Origin of the sequence: Nocardia violaceofusca NBRC 14427, from assembly GCF_963869435.1 — a bacterium.
Lineage (GTDB): Bacteria > Actinomycetota > Actinomycetes > Mycobacteriales > Mycobacteriaceae > Nocardia > Nocardia aobensis.
Genome location: NZ_CAWMPM010000005.1, coordinates 359,237 through 374,588, shown reverse-complemented (window position 1 = coordinate 374,588; position 15,352 = coordinate 359,237). Strand labels below are relative to the sequence as shown.

At 69.4% G+C, this 15,352-nt stretch carries 11 protein-coding genes; 2 read left to right on the top strand and 9 right to left on the bottom strand.

Annotation, left to right across the window (positions count from 1 at the left end):
- Window positions 1–4 precede the first annotated feature (4 nt).
- The 3 genes from AC5592_RS06325 to AC5592_RS06315 all read right to left on the bottom strand — a co-directional run bounded on the left by AC5592_RS06325 (window position 5) and on the right by AC5592_RS06315 (window position 5,199).
- The gene (locus AC5592_RS06325; protein WP_232329216.1) at window positions 5–1,006 is read right to left on the bottom strand and encodes a DNA-3-methyladenine glycosylase family protein; all 1,002 of its coding nucleotides are present in this window, start codon (window positions 1,004–1,006) and stop codon (window positions 5–7) included.
- 429 nt (window positions 1,007–1,435) lie between these two features.
- A complete protein-coding gene (locus tag AC5592_RS06320; protein WP_063063705.1) occupies window positions 1,436–4,204 on the bottom strand; it encodes an FAD-binding and (Fe-S)-binding domain-containing protein in 2,769 nt (922 codons plus the stop codon).
- Between the two features lie 95 nt (window positions 4,205–4,299).
- Complete coding sequence (locus AC5592_RS06315; RefSeq protein ID WP_371507125.1) at window positions 4,300–5,199, bottom strand: NADP-dependent oxidoreductase; 900 nt, start codon at window positions 5,197–5,199, stop codon at window positions 4,300–4,302.
- Between the two features lie 184 nt (window positions 5,200–5,383).
- Between AC5592_RS06315 and AC5592_RS06310 the strand changes: the two genes are divergently transcribed.
- Entirely contained in the window at window positions 5,384–7,264 is a 1,881-nt protein-coding gene (locus AC5592_RS06310) for an ABC transporter ATP-binding protein (RefSeq protein WP_036507304.1), read from the top strand.
- 49 nt (window positions 7,265–7,313) lie between these two features.
- Here AC5592_RS06310 and AC5592_RS06305 read toward each other — a convergent pair whose 3' ends face one another.
- The 6 genes from AC5592_RS06305 to AC5592_RS06280 form a co-directional block, all read right to left on the bottom strand.
- On the bottom strand, window positions 7,314–8,561 hold the full coding sequence (locus tag AC5592_RS06305) for a Cmx/CmrA family chloramphenicol efflux MFS transporter (protein ID WP_063920250.1): 1,248 nt from the start codon (window positions 8,559–8,561) through the stop codon (window positions 7,314–7,316).
- A 100-nt stretch (window positions 8,562–8,661) separates the two neighbouring features.
- A complete protein-coding gene (locus tag AC5592_RS06300) occupies window positions 8,662–9,234 on the bottom strand; it encodes a TetR/AcrR family transcriptional regulator (RefSeq protein ID WP_036507280.1) in 573 nt (190 codons plus the stop codon).
- Window positions 9,235–9,321: 87 nt separating this feature from the next.
- Entirely contained in the window at window positions 9,322–10,317 is a 996-nt protein-coding gene (locus AC5592_RS06295; RefSeq protein ID WP_063063704.1) for an oxidoreductase, read from the bottom strand.
- 76 nt (window positions 10,318–10,393) lie between these two features.
- Window positions 10,394–12,562 carry a hypothetical protein gene (locus tag AC5592_RS06290; protein WP_232329215.1) on the bottom strand — a complete coding sequence of 723 codons (2,169 nt, stop codon included), beginning with the start codon at window positions 12,560–12,562 and terminating at the stop codon, window positions 10,394–10,396.
- 56 nt (window positions 12,563–12,618) lie between these two features.
- The gene (locus AC5592_RS06285) at window positions 12,619–13,404 is read right to left on the bottom strand and encodes an enoyl-CoA hydratase/isomerase family protein (RefSeq protein ID WP_063063650.1); all 786 of its coding nucleotides are present in this window, start codon (window positions 13,402–13,404) and stop codon (window positions 12,619–12,621) included.
- Between the two features lie 132 nt (window positions 13,405–13,536).
- On the bottom strand, window positions 13,537–14,694 hold the full coding sequence (locus AC5592_RS06280) for a DNA polymerase IV (protein WP_063063649.1): 1,158 nt from the start codon (window positions 14,692–14,694) through the stop codon (window positions 13,537–13,539).
- Between the two features lie 90 nt (window positions 14,695–14,784).
- Between AC5592_RS06280 and AC5592_RS06275 the strand changes: the two genes are divergently transcribed.
- Window positions 14,785–15,339, top strand: a complete 555-nt coding sequence (locus AC5592_RS06275) for a TetR/AcrR family transcriptional regulator (RefSeq protein ID WP_036507319.1) — start codon at window positions 14,785–14,787, stop codon at window positions 15,337–15,339.
- Window positions 15,340–15,352: the final 13 nt, after the last annotated feature.

Genomic DNA, 15,352 nt, shown 5'->3' with positions numbered 1-15,352 from the left:
CCGCTCAGATCCGGCTGTGGTCGACCAGCGGGGTGCGCGGGCCGAATGCCGGCTTGCGCGCCTGACCGGATATCTCGAGCAGCCGGATCGCCCGATAGCGGTGCGGGCGTAGCGGTTCGAGATACTCGACCATGCCCTCGTCGTCGAGCGGGCGGCCCAGCAGACTCCAGCCGACGATCGCGGCCAGATGGAAATCACCGACCGACAGCGCGTCGGCGTCACCGAGGGCCCGCTGCGCGATCTCCGCGGCCGTCCACACCCCGATCCCCGGCACCGCGCGCAGCCGCTCGGCAGCCTGCTCCGGCGCCATCGTCGCGGCGGCTTCCAGCTTCTCCGCCATCCGCGCGGCGGTGACGATCGTGCGCGAACGCTGCGGATCGACATTGGCGCGGTGATAGACCCAGGACGGGATATAGCGCCAGGTCTGCGCCGACGGCGGCACCCGCATCGGCGCGGGCGTCGGACCCGGCGCCGGTTCGCCGTACTGCCACACCAGCTTTCGATACGAACCGCGAGCGGTGACGGTGTGCACCCGCTGCTCGAGCACGGCCGGCACCAGGGCTTCGAAGACCAATCCGGTGCGGAGCATGTGCAGGCCGGGATGGCGCCGGTGCGCCTCGGCGATGCGGGGATGGTCGGGCGCGAAGCTGTCGAGCTCCTCGTCGACACACAGCATGCGGGGCAGCTGGTCGAGGAATTCCGGCGCGCCCGGGCCCCAGGCTCGCGCCGCGACCACATCGGTGCCGGCCTGGACGAGGCGGTAGGTCACCGGTCCGCTCGCCATGCGCGACGCTCGCCAGTGGGCGCCGTCGGGCGTGACGCGATGGCACGGGTCGCCCTGCCCCCGGCGCAGGGGAGCGAGGGTGTCCGCGAGGGCTATCGGCCGGGAGGTGGTGAGGGTGCGGGCGTGGCCGCGTTCGGTGGCGCCGCGATTCGCCGGCGAGGCGTTCGTGTGCGGGGAACGGTGCCGGGGCGCGGTCACCCCGGATCTGGGGTCCTCGATCATCGGCCTGCCGCGTCCTCGCACCGACCCATTGTGCGCCGCCCGCGGGGACCGCCGAGCCGGGACCCGCCGGAGAAAGCCGCGCGGCGCCGGTCGGAACGATGTCTCGAGGAAACTCTCAGGTGGGAATATGGCGGACGTGACGGATTCGCGCCACCATGTAACGATACGATCACGCACGCCGATTTCGCTGGGGAATGATGTCAACAGCAATCATTCGGCAATGTCACAACGGAGGTGTCCATGCTTACCAACATCCTGAATTGGCTGCTCAGCGCGTGGGGTGGAGTATCCGCCGGTAGCTCGGGCTACCAGATTCCTCCGGGCACCCTGCCGTTCGGCAGCTGATCCGTCACCGCCCCCGCCCGCCGCGCGTCGACGCGGCGGGCATGCGCGGTCCGTCTCCGCCGCGACCTCGGAACATCTGAATCATCAATCGTTCAGATATTGCGCGAGATGCCGACCCGGCCGGCCGGCCAACTGTTCGGCTTGGGTTCGACAGGAAAATCCGTCGGCCAGCAGCGGTGTCGCCGCATCGGCCGCACGGAGCGCCGGAAGTAATCCGCCCTCCGCGACCGCGACCGAAATCTCGTAATGCCCGGATTGCATTCCGAAGTTTCCAGCAAGTCCACAGCATCCACTGATTTCGGTGATCTTCGCACCCGTCCGCCGTAATAACCGCCGGTCGGCGTCGAAACCCGTGACGGCGTGCTGATGACAGTGCGGCTGCACCACCACGGTGTCGCCCGAGCGGTCCGGCGGCTGCCACTCCGGTTGCTCCGTCAGGAATTCCGCCAGCGTGCGCACCGCGCGGGCGGTGGGGACCGAGCGCGGATCGTCCGGGAGCAACTGCGGCAGATCCGATCGCAGCGCGGCCGTGCACGACGGCTCCAGGCCGATCACGAAGCCGCCGGTCCGAACGTGCTCCTCCACCGCGTCGAGCCCAGCCCGCAACCGCTTGCGCGCCCCGTCGAGCTGACCCGTACTGATCCAGGTGAGGCCACAGCACACCCGGCGATCCGGAATGCGGACGCGATATCCGGCCGATTCCACGAGTTCGACGGCCGCCCAGCCGATGTCCGGGGCGAAGGCATCGGTGAAGCTATCGATCCACAGCATCGCCACCGGACCGTCCGGATGCCTGTCCCGTCCGCGGTGCGCCCACTGAGCGCGGAACGAGCGCGGCGCCAGTCGCGGCGCCGGACGGCGCGGATCCATACCGGCCAGGCGCATACCCGTTCGCCGTAGCCATCGAATGCCGGTGAGCGCGTTCACCATTCGTGGCATTTTCGTGCCCACCGCCAGCCACCGCGGCAATCGGCCGAGGACATAGTGGTCGATCGGCCGCGGTCGTCCCTTGTACGCGCGGTACAACGTCTCGGATTTGTAGGTCGCCATATCGACACCGGCCGGGCAGTCGGACGAGCAGGCCCGGCAGGACAGGCACAGATCCAGCGACTGCGCGACCGCCTCGGCACGCCAGTCCAGGGCGCCGCGGACGACCTCCTGCAGGACCCGCGCGCGGCCCCGGGTGCTGTCCTTCTCATCGGCGGTGGCGAGGTAGGACGGGCACATGAAACCACCGGCCGAGCGGGTGTCGGCGCGACATTTTCCGACGCCGACGCAGCGGTGCACGGCCGCGCCGATATCACCGTCGGCGGGGAACGGGAAACCGCCCGCCGCCGGAACCGGCCGCAGCCCGGGCAGACGCAGGTGGGTGTCGACCGGTTCGGGCCGGACCAGAACCGCCGGGTTCAGCATCGCGTCCGGATCGAAAAGTGCCTTGAATTCGGCGAATACGCGCAGGGCAGCCGGTGAATACATGCGCGACAGCAGTTCCGAGCGGGCACGGCCGTCTCCGTGCTCACCGGAGGCAGAACCGCCGTAACGGACGACGAGATCGGTGGCGTCGAACAGGAAGTCGCGGAACCGTTGCGGCGCGCGGGCGATCGGAAGGTCGAGCCGGACGTGGATGCAACCGTCGCCGATATGGCCGTACAGCAGGCCGTCGACGCGGTGATCACGCATCAGCCGATCGAAATCACGGAGGTAGTCACCGAGACGTTCGGGCGGGACGGCGGCGTCCTCCCAACCCGGCCAGGCCGGTTCGCCCTCGGGCGTGCGCCCGGCCAGGCCGGCGCCGTCGGCGCGAATCCGCCACAGCCGGGCGGCCGTCCCGGCGTCGGTGACGATCCGGGTGTCCAGAGCCGCACAGGCGGCGGTCACCGCGGCCGCGCTGTCGTACGCCGATTCCTCGGTCTCCCCGGCGAATTCGACGAACAACCAGGCTCCGCCGACGGGTAGTTCCGGTACCGCGCGCCCGTGCGCGCGCACGACATCGACCAGCCGCGCGTCCAAGCCCTCGACCGCGATGGGACGGCCCGCCATCACCGCCTTCACATCGTCGGCGGCGGCAGGCATATCGGGATAACCGAGAACCGCGACCGCGGTCGCGTTCGGCAGCGGGACCAGATCCACGGTCGCGTCGAGAACGAGGCCGCATGTGCCCTCGGACCCGACGAACGCCTTGGCGATCGACGCACCGCGTTCCGGGGTCAGATACTGCAGGCCGTATCCCGAGGCCTGCCGATCGAAGCGGCCCACCTCGGTGCGCAGGGTCGCCAGATTGCGGCGCGTGAACTCCGCCAGCCCGGGCACCACGGAGAGATCGGCGGCCAGTGCGCGCTCGGCGCCGGTGCCGTCGAGGATGCGCAGCTCACGCACGGTATCGGAGGTGCGCCCCCAGGACACCGCGCGCGGGCCGCAGGCATTGTTGCCGATCATGCCGCCGAGGGTGCAGCGATTCTGCGTCGACGGGTCGGGCCCCAGCCGCAGGCCGTGGTGTCCGGCGGCCCGCTGCAGGCCGGAGAGCACGACGCCCGGCTGCACTCGGGCACAACGGCTGTCGGCGTCGATGGACAGCACGGCGTTCATGTACCGGCTGAAGTCGAGCACCAGTCCGGGCCCGATCGCATTGCCCGCCACGGATGTTCCGCCTCCGCGTGCGGTGATCGGCTTCCCTTCCTCGCGGGCGAATCGCACGGCCGCGGCCACATCCTCGTCGCCGCGCGGGTAGACCACCGCCGCCGGGAGGATGCGATAGTTCGAGGCGTCCGAGGAATACTCCGCGCGGCGGCGGGCGTCGTCGTCGACCTCGCCGTCGATCCGGTGGCGCAGGGCCCGCACCCAGGAGTCGGTCATATCGCCAGCGTAGAACGCGAGCACCCGTCCGTTCACCGCTCGGGAGCGCCACGCGCGGCGAGGCCCGTTCGAGCGGGCGCGTGTCTCCGAGCCGGTTAGGGGAGCAGGACTATCTTGCCGAGTCCGTGACCGGTTTCGCTGTCGCGCTGGGCGGCGGCGGCCTCGGACAGCGGGTAGGTACGCGCGGCCCCGGGAAGGCGGAATTCGCCCGCGGCGACCGCCTGCGCGACGCGTGCCACGATGTCGAGGGCGGGGCCGCCGGTTCGAGCGAAGAAGGTGACGCCCTTGTCGGCGGCGGCGCCGTCCGCGATGGTGATGATCCGATCGGTACCGCCACGCAATTCGATTGCGGCTTCGAGGAATCCGTGACCGGCGCAGTCGTAGACCGCGTCGACGCCGTGCGGCGCCAGCTCGCGTACGCGCTCGGCGACGCCGGGACCGTAGGTGGTCGGGATCGCCCCCAGCGTGCGCACGATCTCCTGGTTGGCGGGCGAGGCGGTGCCGACGACCGTGGCGCCGCGAGCCCGGGCCAGCTGCACCACGAACGCGCCGACCGCGCCGGAGGCGCCGTTCACCAGCAACGTCTCGCCCGACTTCACGGCCAGTTCGTCCAAGCCGGTACCGGCCGTGTTGGCGGCGACCGGGATGGCGGCGGCCTCGGCGAACGACAGCTCGGCCGGTTTGGCGACGAGTTGGGTGCCCAGCGCGTACTCCGCGTAGCCGCCGCCCTGAGCCCAGCCCAGCACCTCGTCGCCCGGCCGGAACCGGGCCTCGGGTCCGGCGGCGTCGACCACACCGGCGATCTCGAATCCGGCACGGCGGGGGAATCCGGGCGGACCGGGCATCAGTCCGGCGCGTATCTTCCAATCGGCCGGATTGACCCCGGCCGCCCGGATCGCCACCCGCACCCGGTCTCCGGTGGGGTCCGGAATCGGCACCTCCACCTGCGTCAACACCTCGGGCCCGCCCACTCGCTCGTACTGGATCGCTCGCATGCTGTGGTTCGACATGATTCGACCTTAGGAGACCGGCGACCGGCAGCCGGGCGCAGCGCCGCAGCGCACGTCACCCGGCGCGTTTCGCTCGTGGCGAACCGGGACTACTTGCTCTCAACCTTTGTTGAGGTCTTAATGTCGGTGGCCCGGGGTTGAATGAACCCGGCAGCGGAAGGAGATGCGGATGAGCATCGAATCGGTCGCGTGGAGTCAGCTGTACCGGCAGGCGCACGCACCCCAGCAGCGGCGCGGTCTGCGCCGGGAGACGGCCGCACGCATTCTGCGATTCGCGCGCCCGCATCGGGCTCAACTCATCGGCTTCCTGGTCTTCAGCATCGCCTCCGCGTTGCTCACGGTGGCCAATCCGGTGCTGGCGGGGCGAGTGGTCAACGACATCGTCGGCCATGCCGCACCGCGCTCGGTCCTCACCCTCGCCGCGGTGATCGCACTGGTCGCCGTGCTCGACGCGGGCCTGGGCATCGTGATCCGGTGGTTGTCCGCGCGGATCGGGGAGGGGTTGATTCTCGATCTGCGCACCGCGGTATTCGATCACGTGCAGAAGATGCCGGTCGCCTTCTTCACCCGCACCCGCACGGGAGCGCTGGTCAGCCGGCTCAACAACGACGTGATCGGTGCGCAGCGCGCGTTCAGCACGACCTTGTCCGGCGTGGTCACCAATATCGTGACGCTGCTGTTGACCGTGGCGGTGATGGTGCGGCTGTCCTGGCAGATCACACTGCTGGCCCTGATCCTGCTACCGCTGTTCATGTTTCCCGCGCGCAAGATGGGCACCCGGATCGCGAGCATCCAGCGTGAGGCCGCCCAGCTCAACGCCTCGATGAGCACGCAGATGACCGAGCGGTTCTCGGCACCCGGCGCCACCCTGGTGAAGCTGTTCGGACGGCCGGATCAGGAATCCACGGAATTCGCGGTGCGGGCCGGGCGGGTGCGCGATATCGGCGTCCGGACCGCGATGCTGCAGACGGTGTTCGTCACCGCGTTGACGCTCGTGTCCGCGCTGGCCGTGGCATTGGTCTACGGCCTCGGCGGCTGGTACGCACTGCGCGGACAGCTCGACGCCGGCGCCGTGGTCGCGCTGTCGCTGCTGCTGACCCGGCTCTACACCCCGCTGACGGCGCTGGCCAGTGCGCGGGTGGACATCATGTCGGCGCTGGTGAGCTTCGAGCGGGTCTTCGAAATTCTCGATCTGAAGCCGCTGATCCAGGATGCGCCGCATGCGGTGGCGGTTCCGGCGGGCCCGGTCTCGGTGGAATTCGACCGGGTGCGTTTCGGTTACCCGTCGGCCGACAAGGTCTCCCTCGCTTCGCTGGAGGATGTGTCGACGCTCGATCATCGCGGCGGCAGCGAGGTGCTGCACGAGATTTCGCTGCGCGCCGAGCCGGGGCGGATGATCGCCCTGGTCGGGTCCTCCGGCGCGGGCAAATCGACCATCGCCCAACTGGTTTCGCGGCTCTACGATGTGGACGGCGGCGCGGTCCGGCTGGGCGGCGTCGACGTGCGGGACCTGAGCACCCGCTCGATCCAGGACACGGTCGGACTCGTCACCCAGGACGGCCATCTGTTCCACGACAGCATCCGCGCCAATCTGCTGCTGGCCCGGCCCGAAGCGAGTGAGACCGAGCTGTGGGACGCGCTGGAGCGGGCGCGGTTGCGCACGGTGATCGACGGGCTGCCCGACGGTCTGGACACCGTGGTCGGCGAACGCGGATATCGGTTGTCCGGCGGTGAACGGCAGCGATTGACCATCGCCCGGCTGCTGCTCAAACAACCGCGGGTCGTCATCCTCGACGAGGCCACGGCGTCACTGGACTCCACCTCCGAGGCCGCGGTGCAGGAGGCCCTCACCGAGGCACTGGAGGGACGGACCGCCCTGGTCATCGCGCACCGGCTCTCGACCGTCCGGAACGCGGACGAGATCCTGGTGATCGAGGACGGCAGCATCGTCGAGCGGGGCAGTCATGCGCAGCTGCTCGCCGAACAGGGCCGGTACGCGGAGCTCTACCGCACCCAGTTCGCCGACGATACGGAAGTCGCTGCGGCATAAGGTCTCCGGCGTGGAGGTGCGGTTCGCACCTCCACGCCGGAATCCGTCCCTACAACTCCGCCGGGACGACAGCCGTACTGTCGTCGGCGGCCGCGGATCTCCGGGAGGTGCCGGCGGTCGACGGTCCCGCGATTTCCGCCGTATCGGAGCGATCCGCCGTACCCGGACGCGGCCCACCCGCGGTCCGGCTCAGGCCGACGAGGCCCAACGCGAGCACGCCCAGTCCCGCGCCGATCCAGCCCACCACCGAGTAGTCCGCGCCGGCGCCGATGGCGAGTCCACCCAGCCAGGGGCCGAGGGTGATGCCGATATTGAACGACATCACGTTGCCCGCCGCGCCGAGCGTTCCGGCGGCCGGGGCGAGGGCGAACACCCGGCTGTTCAGCACCGGATTGGTCCCGAAACCGAAGGCGCCCAGCAGGAACGACACCACGACGACCGCCGCCCCATAGTGCGCGGTCAGCGCGAGTATCACCGAGGCGAGCACCAGACCCGAGATACCGACGGTGAGGCTGCGCAGCGGATGTGCGTCCGCGGTGCGTCCGCCGATCACGATGCCGGCGAACGAGCCGAGGCCGTAGACACCCAGCACCACCGGCACCCAATTCGCACCGATCCCGGTCGTCTCGGTGAGCAAAGCGCCGAGGTATCCGAAGGTGACCAGCAGCGCGGCGGTGGCCGTCACGGTGGTGGCGTACAGCAGTGCCACCGGACGGGTGGCCAAGGCGCGCAATTCCTTTCGCACCGGCGGCGCCTGCTCGGCGCGCTGTTCGGGCACCGCGATCGCCACCGCGACCATCACCAGCGCGCATCCGGCCGCCACCGTCCAGAACGCGGCCCGCCAGCCCAGATGCTGACCGATGAAGGTGCCCGCGGGGAGTCCGAGAATGGTGGCGATGGTCAGGCCGCCCGCGACGACGCTCATCGCCCGCCCGCGCGCTGTCGGCGGTACCGACCCGACCGCGGTCGCCGCGGCCGCCGACCAGAATCCCGCGTATACGAAGGCGCCGACGACGCGGGTGCCGACGAGAACGCCGTAGTCGGAGGTCAGCGCCGCGACGACGTGTGTGGCGAGGAAGGCGAGCAGTGCGGTGCGCCGCGACCAGCGCGCCGTGAGGACGGCGAGTATCGGCGCGCCCACCAGCATGCCGACGGCGAAGGCCGAAATCAGCAGTCCGGCTTGCGGAACGGTGACACCGAGATCGGAGGCCATTCCCGTGAGCAGGCCGGACAACATCATCTCCGAGGTGCCCTGCGCGAATATCGCCAGGCCCAATATGTATACCGCCGAGGGCATTTCGTTTCCCTTCTTATTTTGGATCATTCAGTTCAAAATGCGGGCATGCGTAGCCGCGACTCACCGCCGGAACATGTGACGGACCGTCCCGGCCGGTCGATCAGAGGCAGCGCAGGGCGACCTCCGCGATACCGGCCAACGCGTCCCGGGAGGCGCCGCCGCGCGCCGCGACCCGCATACCGCCGATGGTGGCGACGACGAATTGGGCCAGATCGGACGGATCGGCTCCTTCGTCGACCTCGCCCGACGCCTGCCCGGCGCGAATCACGCCGACCAGCGCGGACATCCGACGATCCAGATCGGCACGCAGCATCGCGGCGACCTCGGGATCGCGGGGGCCCATCTCGACTGTCGTGTTCACGACCAGACATCCCAGCGGATCGCCCTCGGGCGCATCCACCACACGCCGCAGCAGCGCCTCGATCTTGTCGCGCACCGAACCGGGACCGTCGAGCAATTCGAACGTATCCGCGTTCTTGAACTCCATGTAATGCCGCAGCGCACGCTCGAACAGGTCATGCTTGCTGGTGAAGGTGTTGTAGATACTCGAGCGGCCCAGACCGGTGGCCGCACAGAGGTCCTGGGTGGACGTGCCCTCGTAACCGGCGCTCCAGAAAGCGCGCATGGCCGCGTCCACCGCCCCTGGTTCGTCGAACTGCTTGGGTCGTGCCATGCGGTCAGGCTAACACGTTTTGGATATATCAGTTCAAAATCGGGGGGAGAGAAGCGGCGAGCGTTCGATCCGACGCCCGCCGCTCGATCAGAATTCGCCGGCCACCGCCAGAACGGTGCGGCCCGAGTGGTGGCCGGCGCGGATGGCATGCAGCACCGCCTCGGCCTCGGTGATCGGCGCGATATTCTCCAGCGTCGACAGATGCCGGGGCTTCAGGTCCTTGCCGAGCCGGGCCCACAGCGCGCGCCGCTGGTCGATCGGGAAGTTCACCGAATCGATGCCGAGCAGGCCGACTCCACGCAGGATGAACGGCATGACGGTGGTGGGCAGTTCGGTCCCGCCGGTCAGGCCGCTGACGGCCACCGACCCGCCGTACCGGACGGTGCTGAGGATGTGGGCGAGTGATTTACCACCGACGCTGTCCACCGCGCCGGCCCACTGCGCCTTACCCAGCGGGCGAGGCTTCGCGTCCGGATCCTCGGGCAGGCGGCCGATCACCGCGGCCGCACCGAGGGTGGACAGCAGTTCGCCCGCATCGGTCTTTCCGGTAGAGGCGGTGACCTCGTAGCCGAGGCCGGACAGGATGTCCACCGCGACACTGCCGACGCCGCCGGTCGCACCGGTCACCAGCACCGGCCCGTCACCCGGGGCCAGTCCGCGGTCGAGCAGTGCCTGCACGCTCATGGCCGCGGTGAATCCGGCGGTGCCGAGGGCCGCTGCCTCGCGCGGGCTCAGGCCCTCCAGCTTGACCACCCATTCGGCGGGTACGCGCGCGTATTCGGCGAAGCCGCCGTTGTGCGCGACACCGATCTCGTAACCGTGCGCGATCACGAGATCACCCGCCGTGAAGGCGGCATCCTCGGAGGCCACCACCTCGCCGGTCAGGTCGATGCCGGGGATGATCGGGTAATTGCGCACCACGCCGCCGCGCGGAGTGATCGCCAGCCCGTCCTTGAAGTTCGCACTCGAATAGTGCACCTTGATCGTCACCGTGCCCGGCCCGAGGAAGTCCTCGCCCACCTCCTCGCGGGCCAGTACCACGCCGTCGTCGGTCTCGTGCGCAACCATCGCCTGGAACTGCATGCGTCCGAGCATAGGAGGGCGGACGCCTCGCGGCTACGACCGACTTGCGGCCGCACCCCGTTCGGCGCGGAGGTGATCAATGCCCGAATGCGGCGACCCCTACCGGACCGACACCGACGCACACATCCAAACCGGAAGTACGAGAACCGATTCGCAGCACCTCACCGCTGCCGACCACATGGACGAACACCGTGTGGACACCCGCACGCACGGGCGCCACCACCGTCTCGCCGTGTTCCATCGCCATGGTGAGGCGGCCGTCCCGATTCGCGAAATAGTTGATCTGCGCGGTCCACCCGTGCTCGATCATGGGCCCGTCCAGCCACAGCGCCACCGGGTCGGAGCCGTCGATGCGGTATCCGCAGCCGGGTTCGGGACCGGCGAGAATGCGGCGATTCCACCAGACCGAGGCATCGACGAGTTTGCCTTCGTCGGTGATCATCCGCAGGTGCGGTGTGGACGTGCCGAAAGCACCGTCCGGGGCGATCGGGCCCAGCACCTGGGCGATGAGATTCTGCGGATAGGTCATCGGCGTCAGCACACCCCACGGCACCTCCTGTTCCAGCAGCGGTGCGCCGTCCCGATCCGCGAAGGCCGCACGGGCATTCGTGAGATAGGTGCGCGTGGGGGAGATTTCCCACGAGCGCGCGAACGAGACGGTCGTGTAGACGCTGCTCACCACGAAGGCCGCTGTCAGCACGATCGCGACTGCTCGAGAAGCAATCACCGCACCGGGTGATTTCGGCCCGATCGCGGCCGGGTGCCGGCTCGTTGTTCGCGGCCGCGCAGCAAGCAGCAGAGCGGTCGCCGCTGCCAGCACCACCGCCACGTCGGCCAGATAGCGCAGCGACTGCATGAGTTCGGCGGCGGTATTGGGGCCACCGCGGATCAGCACGATCGGAAGCGCAACGGCGAGAACGTATCCCGCGATCAGGATCCACACCGGTAGCACGCGACGGCGCAGTCGCAGTGTCACCAGGACCACCGCGGCGAGGATCAGCCAGGCGGGCACCACGGTCCACCCCGGCGGCGTGGCCCACGGTGTCGACGGCAGCCAGCGCGCCCAGACCCATGGCCCGCCCAGCAGGGTCGGGACGATCCCCAAGGAAGTGGCGCTGTGCAGAAGTCGCCGCGCCCCGGCCAGGCTGGTGTCGACCGCGATGTGGTCGGCGACGGTGAGATAGGCCGCGCCCCAGCCCGCCAGGATCAACGCCGAACCGGCCCACAGCGCCGCGCCCGTGCGCGCCACGTCGCGAATCGACGCCCACCCGCTCGGGCCACCACGATCGCCCGCCCGCGCTGGGTCCTCGGGAAGTGCGCTGGCCGCACCGGGGTCCGATTCCGCCTCGCCCGCAGGCGAATCCGCATCGACGGTGCGGGCGCCGACGATATAGCGCTCCAGCACCGCGACAGCGAACGCGACGAACGGCACCACCACCGCTTTTTCGAAGAACAACAGCCCCACGATCAGCACCAGCACACCGGAGATCGCATACCGGCCCCGGCCGGTGCTCACCAGCAGCACCGCATCCGCGATCACCCATGCCAGCGCGAACTGTAGCGGCAGCGCATTGAGCGAAGCCGCCCACCAGGCGAAGGACGGAAGGGTCAGCGGACAGAACAGATAACCGATCAAGGGAATCAGCACGGCCCAGCGGACCGCCCCGGCTCGCCGTGGGACCAGTACCAGCAGCATGCGCAGCACCGCGACCGAGGCCGCGAGCTGCAGCAGCAGCATGGTCACCACCGGCCCTGCCCATTGCAGCGGCGCGATCCGGGTCACCAGCCACGCGGTGGCGAAGGCCAGCGGCATGAAGTGGCCGTCGTGGTCGTAGAGCAGTAGGTCGGCGGACCAGAGCGGATAGCGGTCGGCGCGGCCCACCAGGATGAGATCGTCCCAGTAGAAATAGCCGCGCCCGGCCACCCAGCCGCGCAACCCGATCTGCGCGAGGATCAGCAGTACCGCCACCAGCAGTACGGGACGACGGGTCACCGCGCGCAGACCGGCGAAACCCGCAGTACGGCGGAGTCCCGAGAATCCGCCGGATGGGCCGCGTGGCACCGCGGGCGCCGATCCGAGGCGGTCTGCGGCCGACGAGCCGCGCGGGGCGAGCTCCGTCGTGCTGTCGATCCGAATGCCGGACGAGGCGATCTCCGCGCGACCTCCGCGCACCTCGCCACGCCGCCGCGCCGACCACACCGGGACCGGCGCCCACCCGCGTGCGAAGCCGGGCGCCGAGAACATGGCACCCCACCCTAGTGGCCCGCGACCGGGTTCGCTCGTGGCGACGGCTCAGTCCCTCACTCGAAGACGGGGGCGCGCTTGCCGAGGAATGCCGCGATGCCCTCGGTGCCGTCGGGCGAATCGGCGCAGGCGGAGATGAACGCCGCCTCGCGCGCGGTCTGCTCCTCGAGCGTGTGCGAGGAGCTCACCAGCAGCAGCTTCTTGACGCTGGCATTCGAATGCCGGGGGCCCGCCGCGAATTCCGCGACCAGTTCGTCCACGGCGGCGGCGAGTTCGGCGTCCGGCACCACGCGATGCACGAGATTCCACTCCAGCGCCTCGGCCGCCGTCAGGGTGCGGTTGGTGAGCATCAGTTCCTGCGTGCGGCGCAGGCCGATCAGGCGCGGCAGATAGTAGGAGGCGCCGCCGTCGGGACTCAGCCCGGCGCGGGTATAGGCCATGGTGAACGCCGCCGATTCGCCCGCGAGTACCAGATCACCGGCCATCGCCAGACTGAATCCGGCGCCCGCGGCGACACCGTTCACCGCCACGACCAGCAGGGCATCCATCCGGGCGAACGACGAGAGCGCCTCGTGCAGGTCGTCGGCCAGGCCCTTCACGTAGTGGCCGGCGCCGCCGCCCTGGGCAGCCATGGCCTTGAGGTCGCCGCCGGCGGAGAAGAACCTGCCCGCACCGGTCAGCACGACCACCTTCAGCGCGGGATCGTCCACACACTGTCCCGCGATATCGGCCAGTTCCCGGCCGAGGACGTGGTCGATACCGTTCGCGGCCTTCGGCCGGTTCAGGGTGATCCGGGCGACGGGGCCGGTGCGCTCGAAAGTGATCGTCTCGTACTCGCTCATGGGCTGCCTTTCGGTCGAGTCTGCGGGCCCAGCATGACAAACGGCCGCACCGCGTGCGACGCCGCCACCACCGAGACATATCCGGCAGCCGGGCACGGAAACGCGGAGGCCCGGGCTGTTGCGGGACTCGGGCTATTGCGGGACGAGTTCGAGTCGCACCCCGAGCAGCCGGACCGGCCGATCGAGTTCGAAGCGGTCGACGATCTCGAGTGCGACCGCGGTGATCGTCTCGGCATCGATCGTCGGTTCGGGCAGCTTCTTCTGCTTGGTGCGGGTGTAGAAGGTGTTGGTACGCACCGTGACCCCCACCCGGGTGCCGATCCGGCCGGCCGCGGCCATCTCCTCCGCGACCTCGCGGGCCAGCCGCGCCACCTGGGCGCGAATCTCCTCGCGATCGGTCAGATCATGCGGGAAGGTCTCGGATTTGCTGCGGCCCACCGGAATTCGCGGCTCGGTCACCACATCGGTATCGCCGGCGCCGTGGCCGAGCACCCAGAGATACGGACCGGTGGCCGGACCGAATTCGGCGGCGAGGACATTTCGGTCGGCGGCCGCGAGCTGGGCGACGGTGTCGATGCCCAGGGCCGACATTCGCTGCGCGATGCGAGTGCCGATACCCCACAGCGCGCTGGTCGGGCGGTGCGCCATGAGTTCGTTCCAGTTCTCGGCGGTGAGCCGGAAGATTCCCGCACCGGGCTCGGTCCGCGGCGCCACCGCTGCCTCCCCTTCCGAATGCTCCGGTCCCGCAACCTCGTCAGCAGCCGTACCCTCGACCTCGGTGTCGGTGCTGTCCGCGACCTTCGCGTCCGTTCCTTTGCCGACGCTCTTCGCGAATCCGGTCGCCAGTTTCGCGCGCAATTTGTTGTCGCCGATACCTATCGAACACGTGAGGTTCAATTCCGCTATCGCGCTGCGGATTTCGCGTGCGAGCGATTCGGGATCGTCGGTGTCGGCGGCGAGGAAGGCCTCGTCCCAGCCCAGCACCTCGACCCGCACCGGGAACCGCCGCAGCACCTCCATGACTTCGTCGGACGCCTCCTCGTAGGTGGTCATGTCCAGGGGCAGGAACACCCCGTCCGGACATTTGCGGACCGCGGTGCGCAGCGGCATTCCCGCCCGCACGCCGAAGGCACGCGCCGGATACGACGCGCAGGTGACCACCTTGCGCGGTTCGTTCGGATCTCCGTTGCCGCCGACGATCACCGGCTGCCCACGCAGCTCGGGATGGCGGCGGAACTCCACCGCCGCCTGGAATTGGTCGAGGTCGACATGCAACAGCCACCTGGCCACGAGACCGTTCTTACCGCACGGCACCGACAGCCGGTGGGACTTCGCAGGTAGTGCCTTGCGCCGACGCCGAAACAGAACTAAATTCTGGGTATGAAGATTCGAGATCGGTTGCTGCTGGCGGCCGAGCGGCAGTTCGCCGAGCACGGGACGCTCGACGCGACGCTGAGCCGGATCAGGGCCGACGCGGGAGCGAGCGTCGGCGCGCTGTACCACCACTTCCCGGACAAGGCCGATCTGTACCGCCAGGTGTGGGCCAATGCGCTGGCCGACTACCAGCGCACTTTCTGGGCGAGCATCGCCGACAGCACCGACGCCGAGAGCGGAGTCACCGCCGGAGTTACCGAGCATCTGCGCTGGGTCACCGAAAACCAGTACCGCGCAACAATTCTCATGTCACCGCGGCCCCCCGGAGTACGCGACAGCGACAGCAATCGGGAATTCCTCACCTCCGTCGCGCGCTGGTGGCGCACCCACGCCCGCTACGGCACAGTCCGAGACCTGGAATTCGACCTGCTGTACGCGCTGTGGCTGGGCCCGGCGCAGGAGTACTCGCGGCAGTGGGTGAGCGGCAGCATCCGCACCGCGCCGACCGATGTCGCCACGGATTTGGCCGCGGCGGCGTGGAAGTCGTTGCGTAACAACTGACAACTCCGACAAG

What these genes read in the sequence shown, in the direction of transcription:
- AC5592_RS06290 (WP_232329215.1), bottom strand. Translation starts at nt 12,562, where the DNA reads ATGTTCTCGGCGCCCGGCTTCGCACGCGGGTGGGCGCCGGTCCCGGTG.
- AC5592_RS06295 (WP_063063704.1), bottom strand. Translation starts at nt 10,317, where the DNA reads ATGCAGTTCCAGGCGATGGTTGCGCACGAGACCGACGACGGCGTGGTA.
- AC5592_RS06300 (WP_036507280.1), bottom strand. Translation starts at nt 9,234, where the DNA reads ATGGCACGACCCAAGCAGTTCGACGAACCAGGGGCGGTGGACGCGGCC.
- AC5592_RS06285 (WP_063063650.1), bottom strand. Translation starts at nt 13,404, where the DNA reads ATGAGCGAGTACGAGACGATCACTTTCGAGCGCACCGGCCCCGTCGCC.
- AC5592_RS06275 (WP_036507319.1), top strand. Translation starts at nt 14,785, where the DNA reads ATGAAGATTCGAGATCGGTTGCTGCTGGCGGCCGAGCGGCAGTTCGCC.
- AC5592_RS06320 (WP_063063705.1), bottom strand. Translation starts at nt 4,204, where the DNA reads ATGACCGACTCCTGGGTGCGGGCCCTGCGCCACCGGATCGACGGCGAG.
- AC5592_RS06305 (WP_063920250.1), bottom strand. Translation starts at nt 8,561, where the DNA reads ATGCCCTCGGCGGTATACATATTGGGCCTGGCGATATTCGCGCAGGGC.
- AC5592_RS06315 (WP_371507125.1), bottom strand. Translation starts at nt 5,199, where the DNA reads ATGCGAGCGATCCAGTACGAGCGAGTGGGCGGGCCCGAGGTGTTGACG.
- AC5592_RS06310 (WP_036507304.1), top strand. Translation starts at nt 5,384, where the DNA reads ATGAGCATCGAATCGGTCGCGTGGAGTCAGCTGTACCGGCAGGCGCAC.
- AC5592_RS06325 (WP_232329216.1), bottom strand. Translation starts at nt 1,006, where the DNA reads ATGATCGAGGACCCCAGATCCGGGGTGACCGCGCCCCGGCACCGTTCC.